We start from the raw sequence: 14,297 nt of genomic DNA, 5'->3' as shown, positions 1-14,297 counted from the left end.
CCAAGGGCGGTTGGGCTGGGCGGGCGTGGTTGGCGTCGACGGTCATAGGCCGAGCCTGTCGATGACACGGGCGGGCGCGACTGGGCTGTAGGCCGGGCCGGAGAACGACGACGTCCGGGGGCGGGCGCGGGGCAGGAGGCCGTCGGCTTGGAGTCGTTCGATGTAGCGGGGGTTCTGGTTGGCCGGTCGCCCGGGTGGGGGCACGGGGGCGCGGTCCAGGGGGTGGAAGGTGGCCCAGGTCTCGGTGGCGGAGAGCTCGGCGTGACTGGTGGCCAGGATCCGCTCGAGGACTTGCCGTGCGGTGGGCGGGGCGTGGTGGCTGGTGCCGGGGATGTCGGGTGGGCAGTGGTCGGTCAGGTCGGTGGGGACGTAGACGTGGTTGGCGTGGCGCCCGCGGGTCAGGGCGACGTAGAGGTCTTCGCGGGCCATGGTCGGGGTGGCGATGGTGTGGGACTCATCGACGGTTAGGCCCTGGGAGCGGGCGGTGGTGATGGCGTAGCCGAGCTCGACGTGCTCGGCGGCGTAGGCCGCGGGCAAGCGCACCAATCGGCCGCTGACACCGGCCTGCCGGTCGCCCCGAGTGTCGGAGTGTGCGTCGCGGTTGCCGGGCCGGGCGTGGCTCGCCTGCCGCGGCTGCGCGGGGGCGATGGTGAGGGATCCGTCGGGGTGGGTGGCGGTGACGTGCCACAGTGCGCCGTTGCGGACGTACCCGTCTGCGGTGCGCAGGCGTCGGTCGTTGCGGCGGGTGATGACCCGGTCCCCGATGCCGGCGACGAGCCCGTCGCGCAGAGCCACTCCGTCGAGGTGGGCACTTCCGGTGAGGATTGCGCGTTGGCGGGCGCGGGCGTTGAGCTCGCGCACGGTGCGTAGGTCTGCGGCCTGCAGCAGCGCGACCCGCCCGGTGGTCGTGGCGGCCTGGGCGGCGTCCAGGGCGGTGTCGATCACCTGGTCGAGGTCGCCGTCGTGGATGGCGCCGTGCGCGGCGTAGGTGTCCAGGGCGCGGGGTTGGCCGTGGCGCAGCTCCAGGGTCGCGCGGGCTTCCCAGGGGTGGGTGAACCGGTGCAGGGCGGTGAGCTCGGCGGTGGGGCCGCGGCGGGCGAGCATCCCGAACGCCCCACCGGCCCCGACCGGCCCGCGCTGGTAGTGGTCCCCGACCAGCAGCACCTTGGCGTTGGCCTGCTCGGCGAGCTGAACCAGGGTCGCCAGCGTCCGGGTGTCGGCCAGGGAGGCTTCGTCGACGATGACGACCTGGCCCATGGTGAACCGCCACGCGTCCTGCTCGATGCGGGTCTGCCACATCTTCTGGTTGGCGGCCTCCCGGGCCCGCGGGTCCAGGGTCGGGTCGACCCGGTCGGCCACGGCCTGGTCGTGGACGACCGCGCGGGCCGCCGCCCCGGGCCCGCACGCCTCGTGCAACCACTTCGCGGTCGTCTCGGTCGGGATACCAATTGCGGAGCCCAGGGTGTGGGCGGCGGAGGCGGAGGGGGCCAGGCCGATGACCTTGCGCCCGTGCTCTGCGGCGATCTGGGTCAGGGCGGCCAGGGTGGTGGTCTTGCCGGTCCCGGCCGGGCCGACCAGCACGTCCAGGCGGTGCGGGGAGGTCATGACCGCCTGGACCGCGGCGGCCTGGTCAGGGGTCAGGCCGGCCAGGTGGGGCGAGCGGGGCAGGGCCTCGGCGTCCCACCCATACAGCGGGTGGGGGTAGTCGACGGTCTCGGCGGCCTCGAGCAGGACCCGTTCGGCCCCGAGCAGCTCGACGGTGGTGAACAGCGCCTCACCCACCCGGACGCTGGCCGGGTCGCGGCCAGCATCGAGGTGCACGCACCGCCCGGCGGCGGCCTTGGTCAGCTGGTTCAGCAGGAGCTGGCGTTGGCGGGGGGTGGCCATGCGCAGGGTCTTGGTCGCCCGGGCCGCGGCCGCACCCAGGTTCCAGGTCGACCAGACCGAGCGGTGCTCGCCCGCGTCTTTGAGGACCTGGGTGATCAGGGCGTCGCGGACCAGCGGGCCCACGTCGTGGGCGTGCAGCCCTCGGGTGTAGTCCCCGACCAGCGCCCGAGCAGCCAGATCGCGGGGTTCCAGACCAGTGCAGGCGCGGGCGCGGTTGGCCCACTCGGTGAACAGGTCCGCCAGGGGCCGGATGACCTTGGCCGGGCGGGTGGCCCGGGTCAGGTGCGCCCTGGCCTTGATGGTCTCGACCCGGTTCGGTGCCCGCCCGTGGGTCGAGGTGAAGGTCTGAGCCCAGTCGAGCTCGGCTTCGTGGATCCGGTCGGCCCGCGAGGAGAACTCGCGCAACAGCTTGTCGTCGATGCCGTTGATCTCGAAGGCGTCGTTGCGCCCGGCCCCGCGTGGCCGGTGGGACCAGGACACGCCCAGGCGTCGGTGCAGCTCATCGGCGACCAGTCCGTCGTAGAGCTCAGAGACCGTCACGGTCGCGGCGTGGACGGTCTTGCCATCCAGGGACCGCCAGACCCGGTCGGGGCCCTGGACCTTGTTGGCCAGCACCACATGGGTATGCAGCCCCGGATCCCCCGCACGGGTGTCGTAGTGATCAAACCCGGCCGCGACCATCCCCCGGGTCCGGATCTGACGGCACCCTGCAGCACCGACCCGGGTGCGGACCACCGCGTGCTCGACGAACCCCAACGCCTGGGTCAGCGCCGCGTGATGCGCGCCCACGACCGCGGCCCTGGTCCGTTCGTCGCCCAACGCCCACAGCACTGCGGCGGACTTCGGAGGGGTGAACGTCAGATCGAATCCCACCACCGGCCGCACCTGCCCCACGAACGAGCGCCCCAACGCGGTCCCGGTGACCGGGTCGTGCCCGTCACGGAACACCGCGACCATCCCCGCCTCGGAGACCACGTCCCCGACCCGCACCCGGGCGCCGTCGCCCCCGAGGCCGCGCAGGCCCGACCCGAGCCACCGGCCCGGCGGGGTGCCCGTGGCCTCGTAGTAGGCCACCAACGGCTCACCGGCGCCCAGGAACGCGTCACCGGCCGCGACCTGCCGGGTCAGGTAGGCATACCCGGCCCCGGCCACCAGCTTGTGCATCCCCATCACCGACAACGACCCCCTCCCCGAGGTGAGAAGCCCCTACATGTACGGGTGCACGAAGACGACCAACATGAGGGGACGCCACCGCACCGACCCCTTGCAGGACTGGGGTGCACCAAGTGGGAGAAGACGCGACGCACACGCCACCCGGCCCGCGTCAGGCGTCTGGAGGCCGCGTCAGGCAGAACGTCCAGTGCGTCAGGCTGACGCGCTCGTCAGACGCCGCTCTCACATCGCGCTTCCACAGGGCATATCGGTACCGGTATGATGCCCGTGTGGACGCAGCGACATTGATCCGCTCGACCCGCCGACGTGCAGGGTTGTCGCAGGCCGCCCTGGCCCAGCGCGCCGGCACCTCACAGCCGGCGGTCTCTCGCTACGAGGCGGGCGCCGCGTCACCCTCTGTGGCGACCTTGGACCGGTTGCTCGCGGTGATGGGTTCCCGGCTCGAGCTGGCCGTCACGGACGCACCACGTCACCTGGACGTGCGGACCGCGCGGATGGCCAAGCTCCGGGCGAACCGTGACCAGATCCTCAAGATCGCCCAGCGCCACGGCGCCAGCAACGTGCGGGTCTTCGGTTCCGTCGCCCGGGGCCAGGACCGGCCCGACTCGGACATCGACCTGCTGGTCGACCTCGACGTGCGCACCCACGGCCTGCTGCCCCTCGCGGCGATCGCCGACGAGCTCAGCGCCCTGCTCGGCGAACGGGTCGACGTCGCACCCGCAGACGCCCTCGCCCCGCACGTCGCGGCCACCGCACTGGCCGAGGCGGTGCCGCTGTGAGCCGGGGCGATGGCGAGCGGCTGCGCGACATCCTCGGTGCCATCGAGGCGATCGACCGGGCCCGGGCCGCGGGACAGCGACTGTCGGAGGATCTTGACGCGCCCGCCGTGGTGCTCGCCGCGATCCAGTTTCACGTGTTCACGATCGGCGAGGCGGTCAAGGCGCTGTCGGGGACTCTCACGGCGGAACGTCCTGAGGTGCCCTGGTCGGACATCGCCCGCATGCGCGACCTCATCGGCCACCACTACTACAAGCTCGACGCCCAGATCGTCCACGCCACCATCGGACAGCCCCTCAAGCGCCTCCGCGACGCCTGCCACGCACTCCTAACTGACCTCGACACCGACGACCACCCGACACCCTGAACCGCAGCTGAGCATGAGCAGCGACCTCCGCTCAGCGCTCATGCCAAGGCTCTGACCACGCGAATACTCCTCTTGCACTACGTGCCGAGGGCGCCCGTTCGGGCCGCGGCGGTCGCTGCGTCAGGGCCGTGATCGGGCCCGTAGGAGCCGTCTAGCATGGCGCTGACGGTATCCGGATCTGCCGATGAGCGAGCACTACCTGAAGTCGGCGCGGGCCTCGTCCAGCGTCATGGTGCGGCGCTCGTACTGGGCCCGCTCTTGGAGCAGGACTGCTGGCCCGTATGCGCTGTCGGTGCGTGCGGGGATACCCAGGTGCTCGAGATAGTCCAATAGCAGCTCGCGGTCGAAACGGTCGCGCTTTCGCCGGGCGGTGTAACGCTCAGTGGCCTCGAACTCGAACGGCGTTCCCGACTCGTACCACTCCCATCGCCCGTCGGTGGCCGTGGCGGAGAGCGAGCGCCTGTACATCAACGGCGGCTCGCCCTCAGGGCCGAAGACCTCCAACTGGGTCTGCTCGTGACCGGGTCCATACCGAGGGACAGCGCTGGCCACGACGCACTGCACGTTCAGCGCCCGACTGGTCGCGGGCCCGGGCGCGGTTGAGTCGCCACCGTGCAGCCCGTTGTTGACGACCGCCGTCCAAGCGCCACACGGTGCGAGAAGGATCCGCGACCATGGGCTCTCCAGCGGCAGCAGCAGGCTGAGTGCGTCCGGCAGCGGGGCACTCGCCGGGATGACAGCGAGAGCCGAGACGAGCGCTTCGGCCACATGGCTGATGGGGGCATAGATGAACTGCACGACGGCCCCAAGCGGGTTGGCGGTTCCTCCCAGCAGGGCAGTCATGCCTGGACAGTAGCGAAGCACATATTCCGCGCCCTCTTCTGCCGCGGGTCGAGGGCGGCTACGCTCGCCCGGATCTGCCGCCGACGCAGCGCGCCACTCTCGCGAAGGTGGCCGGCGCCGCCCCGGTCATTGAGTCAGGACCGCTGCCAACGCTTCCACGCGGGCTCCTCGCTGAGTTCGGGGTGCTCTCGCTCGAGTCGTCGAGCGTCGAGGATGCCGTCGCGGACAGCTCGCCTGACAACTACGTAACCCACCGCCGCGACGATCAGAACGTTCAGCACCACAGGCATCAGCACACCCAGAACAGCCATGAGTGGACACTAGCGCCGGTCAGCATCGCCCATGTCGTGAACGCACGCTCATGCCGCGTGTGCGCGGATGCCGAGGTGCCCGTCTTCGTTCAGGGGATCGCAAGCGGGCATGCCATGATCGAAGGCGTGAGTGCACCGTCGGAGAGCCGTCATCTGGAGGTCGAGCGTCTCCTGGCGGATCTTGCCGGGTGGGCTACGTCGCGCGACGACATCGAGGCCATTGCGCTCGTCGGTTCTTGCGCCCGCGGGCAAGCGCATGAGGTGAGCGACGTGGACGTCGTGATTCTGACGCCTGCATTCTCCGACCTGGCTGCCGACGAAACGTGGTTCACAAGCCTGCGGCCCGAGAGCGACCTGGTGCGTTGTGCGACATGGGGCCCGGTACTCGAACGCCGCTTTCGGCTGACGTCCGGATTGCTGGTCGAGCTCGGCTTGACCTCTCCATCCTGGGCTGGACTTTCGCTCGACCCAGGTACCCATCGCGTGCTCGGCGACGGACACCGCATCGTGCATGATCCGCACGGGCTACTGGCGCGCGCCCGCGAGCAGCTCGACTCGGCCACATCCGGAGACTGACGGCCGCGCGCTCATGCCGCGGGCCGCGCGTCTACTCGATGACCTTGAGCGGACCCTCCGCGATCGTCGGCGCTTCGAAGTGGTCGAAGTACGCAGCGGCAAGCGCTTCGGTCAGCGGAAAGTCGTCGGGGTGTGCAGCTGCCCGTTCACGCACGCGGGTCAGCGCGACGTCGCGTGAGGTCGCCAGGTAGATCGTCTCGGGCTCGACCCCGAGCGGCTTGAGCAGCTCGCGGTAGTCGTCCCGCATCTTCCGGGACCAGAACGAGAAGTCGAGCACCACGTCGACGCCGCGCGTGACGAGGTCGATCAGGTGTGCACGCAGGTCGGCCTCGATCTCGCGATGGACCTCGTCAGGAACTGGCATCGAGCGATGCCCCCGCTGCCACGCCACGTCGTCGAAGGACAGCCGGGTCATGCCCTCGGACTCAAGCTGACGCGCGATCGTCGACTTGCCCGAACCCGCGGGGCCGCACATGAAGATCACTTGACGCACTTCCGCAAACTACCTCGACCGTCCTGGCTGTGGCGGCCCCCCTCCCGAACCCTGCGCTGTGGCAGCGCCGAGGTCCGCGCGCTCATGCCGCCGAACGCGCTCGTGCCGATGACCGTTCCTCCCCTGCGCCCGACTGGCACCTACCTGTGCAGCGGACCCCGACGCGCCTCGGCGACGCGCTGGGCTCGGAGGCGCCAGCCCGCTTCGCGGAGGTTGCTGGCCACATACTCCCGAGTGAGGTCGAGCACGGGCAGGCATTGGCCGTCCGTGGCGGGCGCCAGGGCGCTCCACGAGCTGTCGCAGCCGCTCCTGGATGATCTGATGCTTGGACCGCGGGAAGCGTCGCGCCCGCCGGTCGCTGCCGGTGTGAGCCGTTCCGCCCGTACCTTCGGTCGAGTCGATGACTTCGGCCCGGCGGCCCGGTCTACCTCTCATGACCACGACACGAGTGCTCAGCGTCTCCCTACCGGTTGCCGACCAGGACGCGGCCCTGGCCTTCTACACCAGTGTGCTCGGTTTCGAGCTGGTCCTCGACACCGAGGCGATGCCCGGAGCTCGGATGGTCGAGGTACGCCCGCCCGGGTCCGAGGTGAGCGTCGTGCTTCTACCGCCGGACAGCCCACTTCCCATCGCCGTCCGCATGGGTACGACCGACGCCGATGCCGCGCACGCCCAGCTCAGCGGCGTCGAGGGCGTCATCCTGCACAACGACGAGGTGCTCCGCTGGGACGGGGTGCCGCCGATGTTCCACTTCAGCGACCCACAGGGGAACAGCCTGGTCTACCTCGAGGAGAACGACCGCGGCTGATCTTGCCGCGTGCGCGGCCGCGATGCCCGCACGCTCATGCCGCGTGCCGCGCGCTCGGACCTGCCGATGGCCGTGCGGCCCTGGCACGATGTCGGCGTGCCAGCGAACAGGGACTTCTACGCGAGCGGGCCCCTCGGCGTCGACAGTCTCGAGTTCCTCAGCGACGCTGCGCGCGCCACAACTGTGAGGGTGAACCTCGGTGATCGCATCCACTCACTTGCCGGCCTGCGGCATCTCCCGACCGGCCTGCAGAGGCTGGCGCTGAGCGCTATCTGGGTACGCCGCCCGTCCCTCCTCCCGGTCGCGCGCTTCCCAGGACTGACCGAGCTCCACCTTGGCGGTCCGGGAGCGCTGAGCGACATGGACGCGCTCGGCTCACTCTCAGCGCTGGAGCAGGTCCAGCTCTACCAGCGGCCGGACTTGGACCTGCGCCCCCTCGCCCACGCCCAGAAGCTGTGGCACCTGGAGATCGCCCACGGGTCGCTCGCTCAGGGGAGCGCACAGCTCGCCGGGCTCACCGGCCTGCGGTTCCTCGAACTGGTCTATCTGCGAACCGTCGAAGATCTTCCCGACCTCTCGAATCTCCCGGCCCTTGAGCGGCTCGACCTGGCCTACATGAGCAACCTCAAGCGGCTTCCGAACCTCTCAGGTGCTACCCGGCTGCGCGCGGTGATGATCGAGAAGTGCAGGTCGCTCGACGACCTCACATCGTTGGCGCACGCGCCGGCACTCGAGCAGGTGCTGCTGATCGACATGCCGCACTTGCGGGCCTCGCACGTCACGCCGTTGCTCGGCCATCCCACCTTGCGGCAGATCTCAGTGGGCACAGGCAGCGCGCGGCGCAACGCCGAGATCTCGAAAGTCCTCGGTCTCCCAGAGGTGGACCGGATTCACTTCTACGGCATGTGACGCCAAGTTCGCCGGCCAGCAGTGACACGACTGGTGTTGACCGAGCCGCAGCTCAGAGGCATCCGCTCATGCCGCTGACGGGTACACCTGCCATCAGACGGTCATGGCGCTTGCTCCACGCGGGGCGCGTGCTCTCCCGGCGCGTGGTTCGCTGATGCGAGCAGCTCGGCGCCCTTTCCTGTGAGGATTGTCCGGTCGAACATCCTGCCGGCGCCAGGAAGCCGAATGCTTCGCACCGGCGCCCGGCCGTGGTCCCATGGCGGTCCGACTTCCGTCGTGTCGATGAAGAGCCACCGACCGTCGTTGGGCGGGGCGTAGCAGTGGATGCGTCGATCGACGACCAAGGACGGTTCCGGGAGTTCGGCGATCAGCGGCTCTGCCAGCCACCCGTCAAGACCACCGGGCGCAGTCGCGGCGTCGAGTAGTTGCTTCCACTCGTCCGGCGACGCCCGGGGCACCGCTATCCAGCCGAAGCCTGCCGCCAACTCGGCGTACCAGGCCACCACCTCGGCCGCCCCCGAGCGTGTTGGCCTCCATCCATCGAGGAACCAGTCGCCCATCGACGACGCCCCGAGCGGACCGAAGTCCGCATCCGAGTGGCGGCGCAACGCGACGGTGTACTGGTCCTCGCAATCGTCGATATACGCCAACTGCTTCAGCAGCTGCCAGCACAACCCCTCGGCATGACCGGTCGTCGGCGTGTACAAGCCCGTTCGCGCGCAGACGCCCATGAGCTCCGCCGCCAATCGGTCACGCAACTCCTGGATACTCGGCACCTGCTCATGGTCCCAGCGCCGGCCGGCTCATCGCAGTTCCTCACCGATCGATCATTGCCCGCACGCTCATGCCGCGCCGCGCAAGTGTCGCCCTACGGCTCGGGTTCCGCCGAGGACCGTCCCTGCTGGCGTGGGCGTGGTGCAGGATCGGGCATGGTGAACGAACTGGCCTTCGTGCCTGATCAGTCGCCGACGCACGGGCAGCGGTCCTGGGAGCCGGTGGTCGATGGGCGGTCACTGCGCCACATCCTCACCGAGGCTTCCTCCGAAGACCTGGCGGGTTCAGTGGTCGGCGAGTACGTCTCGGTGCTGGTGCACAACTGGCCAGCAGGGATGCCCCACGAGGTGCTCCAGCTGATGGGAGAGCACCCACCAGAGCTGGCCAGCGGCCGGATCCCCCTCTACGTCTGTCCGGTGTGCGTGGATCTCGGGTGTGGCGCAATCACAGCAGCACTCGAGTGGACTGCTGAGACGGTCGTCTGGCGCGACTCCGCATGGGACGTCAACGACGAGACCGACGAAGATGACGACGACGACCCCATGTTCGCAGGCCCCCTGATCTTCTCCCGGCCCCAGTACGAGTCAGAGGTCCGCCGCTTCATCGAGACGTTCGATCAGGTCAGAGCCTCGATCTTGGCCCTTCCCGGACCACCCTCACCCGAACGGACGCGCAGGTGGAAGTGGCCTTGGCGGCCCTTGAACTGAGAGCCGGGAGGACCACCCGGTCATGCCACTGTCGGCGCTAGCGTCCGACCGCGGTGAGGGCGGCTACGCTCGCCCGGATCTGCCGCCGACGCAGCGCGCCACTCTCGCGAAGGTGGCCGGCGCCGCCCCGGTCATTGAGTCAGGACCGCTGCCAACGCTTCCACGCGGGCTCCTCGCTGAGTTCGGGGTGCTCTCGCTCGAGTCGTCGAGCGTCGAGGATGCCGTCGCGGACAGCTCGCCTGACAACTACGTAACCCACCGCCGCGACGATCAGAACCGTTCAGCACCACAGGCATCAGCACACCCAGAACAGCCATGAGTGGACACTAGCGCCGGTCAGCATCGCCCATGTCGTGAACGCACGCTCATGCCGCGACGAGATGACGCTCAGGTAGCCGCACGCGCGTTCTGGATGATGAGATCGCGGCCGCGCTAGCGTGGCGTACATGCCCGCGCATGATTTGCCCGTCGCGGTTCGGGCGACGGCGAAACGGAGGTCGTCCCTTCTTGGACGAGTCCGCCGCGTCATCTCCTTCGACGTCCGCTTTGACGATGAACGAGTCGTCCGTGAGGTCGACGTCGACCAGGTGCTCCGTGCTCGCGACCTCCCGGCGGACGCCTGGGCGGTTCGCCGCGCCGCGGAGGGCGCCTGCCCGGCGGTCGGGCCTGGAACATGGGTTGAGTACCCGACCGGTCGCCAGCTACCCGAAGCGCCAGTCGCGCGATGAAGCCCCGCGCACTTTCCTAAAGCACATGGCGACAGGTGCGCGCGGTCATGCCGCGATCGGTACGTCGGTGTGCTTGTCTGATCTACTGCCGCGTGATCGTGGCGATATCCGCGTCGCCCTCCGGGTCGGGGCGTCAGCCGCACGACGTCGTCCGGGCGGATGTCGGGACGTAGCTTCCATCGCTTGTGAAGCACCAGCGGTCGAGGTTCGACGTCGCCCATGCCGCTGATGGTTCCTTGCGGTGTGAGGCGGGGCCGGACCTAGCATCGACGCGGACGTCCCGCAGTGGTCACCGCAGACGATCGGTGACCGGGACGGCGAGAGGACCCACGTCGCAGTCTGGGCCCCTACCCTGGTTCGCATGGAGAGCTCGAGAGATCGCTGGTGGCCGAGCCCGACCGCGCTCAGCGCCTTGTGCATCGTCGGCCTCGCCGTGAGCGCGAGCATCCTCATGCTCCTCGTCCCCTCGCTGTTCCTGTCCGGAGCCCAGGTCCACCCGTTGGTCGTCGTAGGGCTTGTGGCGGTCTCCGCCGGTTTCGCGGTCGGCGCGCGGTACTGGCGTCCAGAGGCGCCTCGACCCGACTTCAGCTAGAAGGGCCGAATGTGGCGGGGTCGCTGCGGGAGCCGGTGACAGCAGGCTTGCCGGCTGGTTCGCCAAGAGAGTGGTCTTGCCTGCCCTTGGGCGAAGCGTTGATCAGGACCGTGTGCCATGGCTGTCACCCTGGCACACGCCCTACGGCGGCCGTTCTAGCGGCCGACGTCAACGCCCACCAAGCGCGCGCTCATGCCGCGTTGAGGGCGGCTACGCTCGCCCGGATCTGCCGCCCGCAGGGACGTTGGCGCCCACTCACCTGCGCCTCATTTTCGTGCCGACGCCGGCGGATGGCTCAAGCGTGCCGCCCAAGATCTTGATGTGGATGCTGCCACCATCAGCAGGTGTTGGGTCCCATCTGAAGTAGAGGCGGTGTACCGGTGACGCACACCGTCTCGGTGGAGGGCTTGCGGTTCGCCTACCTACGTCGTGGTGGTGCCCGGGTGGAGATCGACTCCCTCGTCTTCAGCAGCGGGGTCACGGTCTTGGTGGGGCCGAACGGCAGCGGCAAGTCGACCCTGCTGAAGGTGCTCGCCGGGGTGCTGCCGGTCACCCATGGGACGGTGAGTTTCGATGGTGAGCCGCTCGGGTCGAACGGGGCCGGCCGACACCTGAGAGCGCCGACAGCGTATCTGCGCCAAGATTTCGGGCTGCGGGGGCGAACCCGTGTGGAGGAGTTCCTGCGGTACGGGGCGTGGATGCACGGTGTCCCGCCCAGCCACCTGGCGCGACGCAGCGAAGAGCTGCTCATCGAGGTCGGGTTGGCGGAGGTCCGCGCGACCAGGGTGGGGCGACTGTCTGGCGGGATGCAGCGCCGCGTGGGCCTCGGGGTCGAGCTCGCTCACGACCCCCTGCTCGTGCTGCTGGATGAGCCGACCTCGGGGTTGGACCACGACGCCCGCGAGCAGGTTCACGCGGTGATCAACCGGTTGGTCGAGCGCGGCGCGATCGTGGTGATGTCCTCGCACGAGGAGGCGGAGATCAGCCGGCATGACGCAAGGGTGCACGTGATGCGCGACGGCAAGATTGTGACGAGCCGGGATCACCGTGGCGGGGACCCGGTACGGATGAGCGACTTGCTCGGCGAGGGCCCGACGCCGTGAAGACGTGGCGTCTGGCCGCGGCGCTCTCGGGTTCCTCCAGCGCGGTCCTGCCCGCTGCGCTCATCGCGGTGACCGGCGTGCTGCTGGCCGTGGTGACGGAACCGACCACGTCCGTGTGGGTGGGCCGGGCGCAGAACACCGCGTCCTACGCCACGGTGTTCGGGTTCGCGATCGCCGGATGCCTGTCGGTGGCTGCCGGCTTCCTAGCCGGCAGCAGTTTGGCCCGCGATGAGCACACCTTGCTGCGGCGAGGGACCCGATCGGTCACGTCAGTGATCGCGGTCAAGGGCGCCGGGGACCTGCTCTTGCTGTGGACCGGGCTGCTGGTGGCGCTTGCAGCTGCCTTCGCTGCGACGGCGGCCCACGGTGGTGGTTTCCGGTGGGACTCCTGGCTCGCGGTGCCGGTGGCCTGTGGTTCGGTCGCCGCGACTTACGGATCGGGACTGCTCGCCGGGGCGCTCGTTCGTCATCACGCCGCCCTCATCGTCTTCGCTCCGCTCCCCTACGCGGCGACGCTCTGGAGCAGCAGCTTGTCGTTGAACCTCCAGTTCGGGCGTGCGCACTTCCTGCTCGGCCCGTTCGTGGACCAGTCCTGGTTCCCCGGATCGGTCCCCGACCCGATCTCCTTCGCCGGTCTGGCCGCCTATGTCACGGGCGCCGCCCTCGTCTTCGGGTCCGTGACGATCGCTTGGTTGCAACGGCTGCACCGCCAGCAGCCCGCCGGTTCGGGGTTACGACTGCTCGCGACGGCCGTGACGGTCCTCGCTGCGGGACATGTCCTTGTCGTTGGTGCGCCGAACTGGTTCGGCCGAACCAACCCCGCCGGCGTCGTGTGCACAGCGAGCGCCAGCCCGATCTGCCTCTGGGCAGATCAAGCCCATCAGACACCGACGTGGGAAGCGGCAGCGCGCGACGTCCACACCGCAACTACCGGGCTCCCCGTGCAGCCCCGCCGGTACGTCCAGACCTTCGTGCCATTGCAGGCGCCCGAAGACCTCGAGGTGCAGACGCCTCACCCACAACCCGAGGTGGCAGAGCTCCGACAGGTGATGCTCGAGACGAGGGTGGTCGAGCTGCTCGACGACTGCCCGATGGGTCATCCCGAGGCACACCAAGAGCTCTGGAGTCTGTTCGCCGATCGCATCGCAGGGGACCTGACCCCCGCCGAGGCAGCCACGACCTACGACACCATTCGGGCACGCTGTGGGTAGCCCGCCGTACCTCGTGTGGCTGGCACGACGCGACACCGTCCTCGCTCTCGCCGTCAGCATCGCGCTCACCGTGGCGGCCGCGGCCCTCACCGGCGCGATCCCCACCCCGCAGATGCGCGGACCGTCCCTGCTCCTGACCGTCAGCACCATCCACGCCATGCTGCTGGGCAGCGTCATCGCACTCGCCGTGCGCCCAGCCGACCCTCACCTCGAGGCCCTCTCACCCCGCCCGATGCGCACACTGCGACTCACGCTCGGAGTCGGACTCCTGCTGTCCCAGACCCTGCTGCTCGTCACAGCCGGCGCCCTGGCCGAGCTCGCACCACCCCAAGTCCTCGCTGGCCTGCGCACCCTGGCCGTCACCGCTGGCGTCTGTGCCCTCATCGCCCGCCGAGCGTCGTTCCCCGCAGCAGCGATGATCCTGCTCGCCTACGTCGGCTGCGTCCTGTTCGCCGGCGCCGAACCCGACGGAGACGTCGCCTGGTGGGCCCGGCTCCTCGCCGGATGGGACGCGCCCGTCGACCTCTGGCTCATCGGCATCGGCACCGCTGCAACCTGCTCCGCGTTCCTCGCGACTCCTCGGACTGCGCCCGGAACATGAAGCACATCGGCGCCGGTGTGAGGTTCGACGAGCGTCCCGTCATGCCGCTTTCAGCGCGCCAGTGTGCGTGCTGGACCTACCTCCGGATTGGTGGGAAATGTTCGACGACCTCGGAGAGCTCGTCGATGATCGGTCGTAGGTCGGTCTGGTCGAGGTCACCGATCTCGAAGGAGAGACGGTGGCCAAAGCCGCCAAGCTCGGACGTCGCGTATCCAGTCACGATCACATCACCGCCTTCCAGGAGGTCACCGAAGTACGCCGAACCTACGGGGAGGTGGACTACCTCATCCGGGTGGAGGTTGCCGACAGCGACGCATACGAGCGGTTCCAGGGCGAGCAGATGTACGCTCTCTCGGCCGTACGACGCATCGTGCCCCACCCCACGATGAAGTTCACCAAGAGCCCCTAACCCACCACGATTCCCCGAGGAAAAGAGA

General features: G+C 69.4%; 15 protein-coding genes. 11 read left to right on the top strand and 4 right to left on the bottom strand.

Features of this window, described 5'->3' with window-relative positions:
- Positions 1 to 42 precede the first annotated feature (42 nt).
- On the bottom strand, positions 43 to 3,051 hold the full coding sequence (gene mobF / locus M1R94_RS06525; RefSeq protein ID WP_249380857.1) for a MobF family relaxase: 3,009 nt from the start codon (positions 3,049 to 3,051) through the stop codon (positions 43 to 45).
- 278 nt (positions 3,052 to 3,329) lie between these two features.
- Between mobF and M1R94_RS06520 the strand changes: the two genes are divergently transcribed.
- Positions 3,330 to 3,839 carry a helix-turn-helix domain-containing protein gene (locus M1R94_RS06520; protein ID WP_249380856.1) on the top strand — a complete coding sequence of 170 codons (510 nt, stop codon included), beginning with the start codon at positions 3,330 to 3,332 and terminating at the stop codon, positions 3,837 to 3,839.
- Positions 3,836 to 4,204 (top strand): HepT-like ribonuclease domain-containing protein, encoded by a 369-nt coding sequence (locus tag M1R94_RS06515; protein WP_249380855.1) that lies wholly within the window; start codon positions 3,836 to 3,838, stop codon positions 4,202 to 4,204. Before M1R94_RS06520 ends, M1R94_RS06515 begins: the two co-directional genes overlap by 4 nt.
- A gap of 195 nt (positions 4,205 to 4,399) precedes the next feature.
- Here the strand turns inward: M1R94_RS06515 and M1R94_RS06510 are convergent, their stop codons facing one another.
- Complete coding sequence (locus M1R94_RS06510) at positions 4,400 to 5,047, bottom strand: hypothetical protein (RefSeq protein ID WP_249380854.1); 648 nt, start codon at positions 5,045 to 5,047, stop codon at positions 4,400 to 4,402.
- 182 nt (positions 5,048 to 5,229) lie between these two features.
- Here M1R94_RS06510 and M1R94_RS06505 point away from each other — a divergent pair, with 182 nt between their 5' ends.
- Positions 5,230 to 5,934, top strand: a complete 705-nt coding sequence (locus M1R94_RS06505) for a nucleotidyltransferase domain-containing protein (RefSeq protein WP_249380853.1) — start codon at positions 5,230 to 5,232, stop codon at positions 5,932 to 5,934.
- Positions 5,935 to 5,965: 31 nt separating this feature from the next.
- On the opposite strand, the gene M1R94_RS06500 is transcribed toward M1R94_RS06505, so the two are convergent.
- A complete protein-coding gene (locus M1R94_RS06500; protein ID WP_249380852.1) occupies positions 5,966 to 6,427 on the bottom strand; it encodes a P-loop nucleotide/nucleoside kinase family protein in 462 nt (153 codons plus the stop codon).
- A gap of 433 nt (positions 6,428 to 6,860) precedes the next feature.
- On the opposite strand from M1R94_RS06500, the gene M1R94_RS06495 reads away from it, so the two are divergent.
- Both M1R94_RS06495 and M1R94_RS06490 read left to right on the top strand, forming a co-directional pair.
- On the top strand, positions 6,861 to 7,235 hold the full coding sequence (locus tag M1R94_RS06495) for a VOC family protein (RefSeq protein WP_249380851.1): 375 nt from the start codon (positions 6,861 to 6,863) through the stop codon (positions 7,233 to 7,235).
- Positions 7,236 to 7,244: 9 nt separating this feature from the next.
- Positions 7,245 to 8,144: a leucine-rich repeat domain-containing protein gene (locus M1R94_RS06490; RefSeq protein WP_249380850.1), complete on the top strand. Its 900-nt coding sequence runs from the start codon at positions 7,245 to 7,247 to the stop codon at positions 8,142 to 8,144.
- Positions 8,145 to 8,245: 101 nt separating this feature from the next.
- On the opposite strand, the gene M1R94_RS06485 is transcribed toward M1R94_RS06490, so the two are convergent.
- Entirely contained in the window at positions 8,246 to 8,920 is a 675-nt protein-coding gene (locus M1R94_RS06485; protein WP_249380849.1) for a hypothetical protein, read from the bottom strand.
- 153 nt (positions 8,921 to 9,073) lie between these two features.
- On the opposite strand from M1R94_RS06485, the gene M1R94_RS06480 reads away from it, so the two are divergent.
- From M1R94_RS06480 to M1R94_RS06455, 6 genes are all read left to right on the top strand, one after another.
- A complete protein-coding gene (locus M1R94_RS06480; RefSeq protein ID WP_249380848.1) occupies positions 9,074 to 9,625 on the top strand; it encodes a hypothetical protein in 552 nt (183 codons plus the stop codon).
- A 1,089-nt stretch (positions 9,626 to 10,714) separates the two neighbouring features.
- Positions 10,715 to 10,945, top strand: a complete 231-nt coding sequence (locus M1R94_RS06475) for a hypothetical protein (RefSeq protein ID WP_249380847.1) — start codon at positions 10,715 to 10,717, stop codon at positions 10,943 to 10,945.
- Between the two features lie 380 nt (positions 10,946 to 11,325).
- Entirely contained in the window at positions 11,326 to 12,048 is a 723-nt protein-coding gene (locus tag M1R94_RS06470; RefSeq protein WP_249380846.1) for an ABC transporter ATP-binding protein, read from the top strand.
- Complete coding sequence (locus M1R94_RS06465; RefSeq protein WP_249380845.1) at positions 12,045 to 13,259, top strand: hypothetical protein; 1,215 nt, start codon at positions 12,045 to 12,047, stop codon at positions 13,257 to 13,259. Before M1R94_RS06470 ends, M1R94_RS06465 begins: the two co-directional genes overlap by 4 nt.
- Positions 13,252 to 13,860, top strand: a complete 609-nt coding sequence (locus M1R94_RS06460; RefSeq protein ID WP_249380844.1) for a hypothetical protein — start codon at positions 13,252 to 13,254, stop codon at positions 13,858 to 13,860. Before M1R94_RS06465 ends, M1R94_RS06460 begins: the two co-directional genes overlap by 8 nt.
- A gap of 178 nt (positions 13,861 to 14,038) precedes the next feature.
- Positions 14,039 to 14,269 carry an Lrp/AsnC ligand binding domain-containing protein gene (locus tag M1R94_RS06455; protein ID WP_249380843.1) on the top strand — a complete coding sequence of 77 codons (231 nt, stop codon included), beginning with the start codon at positions 14,039 to 14,041 and terminating at the stop codon, positions 14,267 to 14,269.
- The last annotated feature ends 28 nt before the right edge of the window (positions 14,270 to 14,297 follow it).

The sequence above is a fragment of the Actinotalea alkalitolerans genome (assembly GCF_023369855.1).
In the GTDB taxonomy this organism is placed as follows: domain Bacteria; phylum Actinomycetota; class Actinomycetes; order Actinomycetales; family Cellulomonadaceae; genus Actinotalea.
The sequence above is the reverse complement of the archived record's forward strand: the minus strand, read 5'-3'. Positions and strand labels throughout refer to the sequence as shown.

Coding starts and splice junctions, on each gene's coding strand:
- mobF (WP_249380857.1), bottom strand. CDS start 3,051: ATGCACAAGCTGGTGGCCGGGGCCGGGTATGCCTACCTGACCCGGCAG.
- M1R94_RS06510 (WP_249380854.1), bottom strand. CDS start 5,047: ATGACTGCCCTGCTGGGAGGAACCGCCAACCCGCTTGGGGCCGTCGTG.
- M1R94_RS06495 (WP_249380851.1), top strand. CDS start 6,861: ATGACCACGACACGAGTGCTCAGCGTCTCCCTACCGGTTGCCGACCAG.
- M1R94_RS06480 (WP_249380848.1), top strand. CDS start 9,074: ATGGTGAACGAACTGGCCTTCGTGCCTGATCAGTCGCCGACGCACGGG.
- M1R94_RS06475 (WP_249380847.1), top strand. CDS start 10,715: ATGGAGAGCTCGAGAGATCGCTGGTGGCCGAGCCCGACCGCGCTCAGC.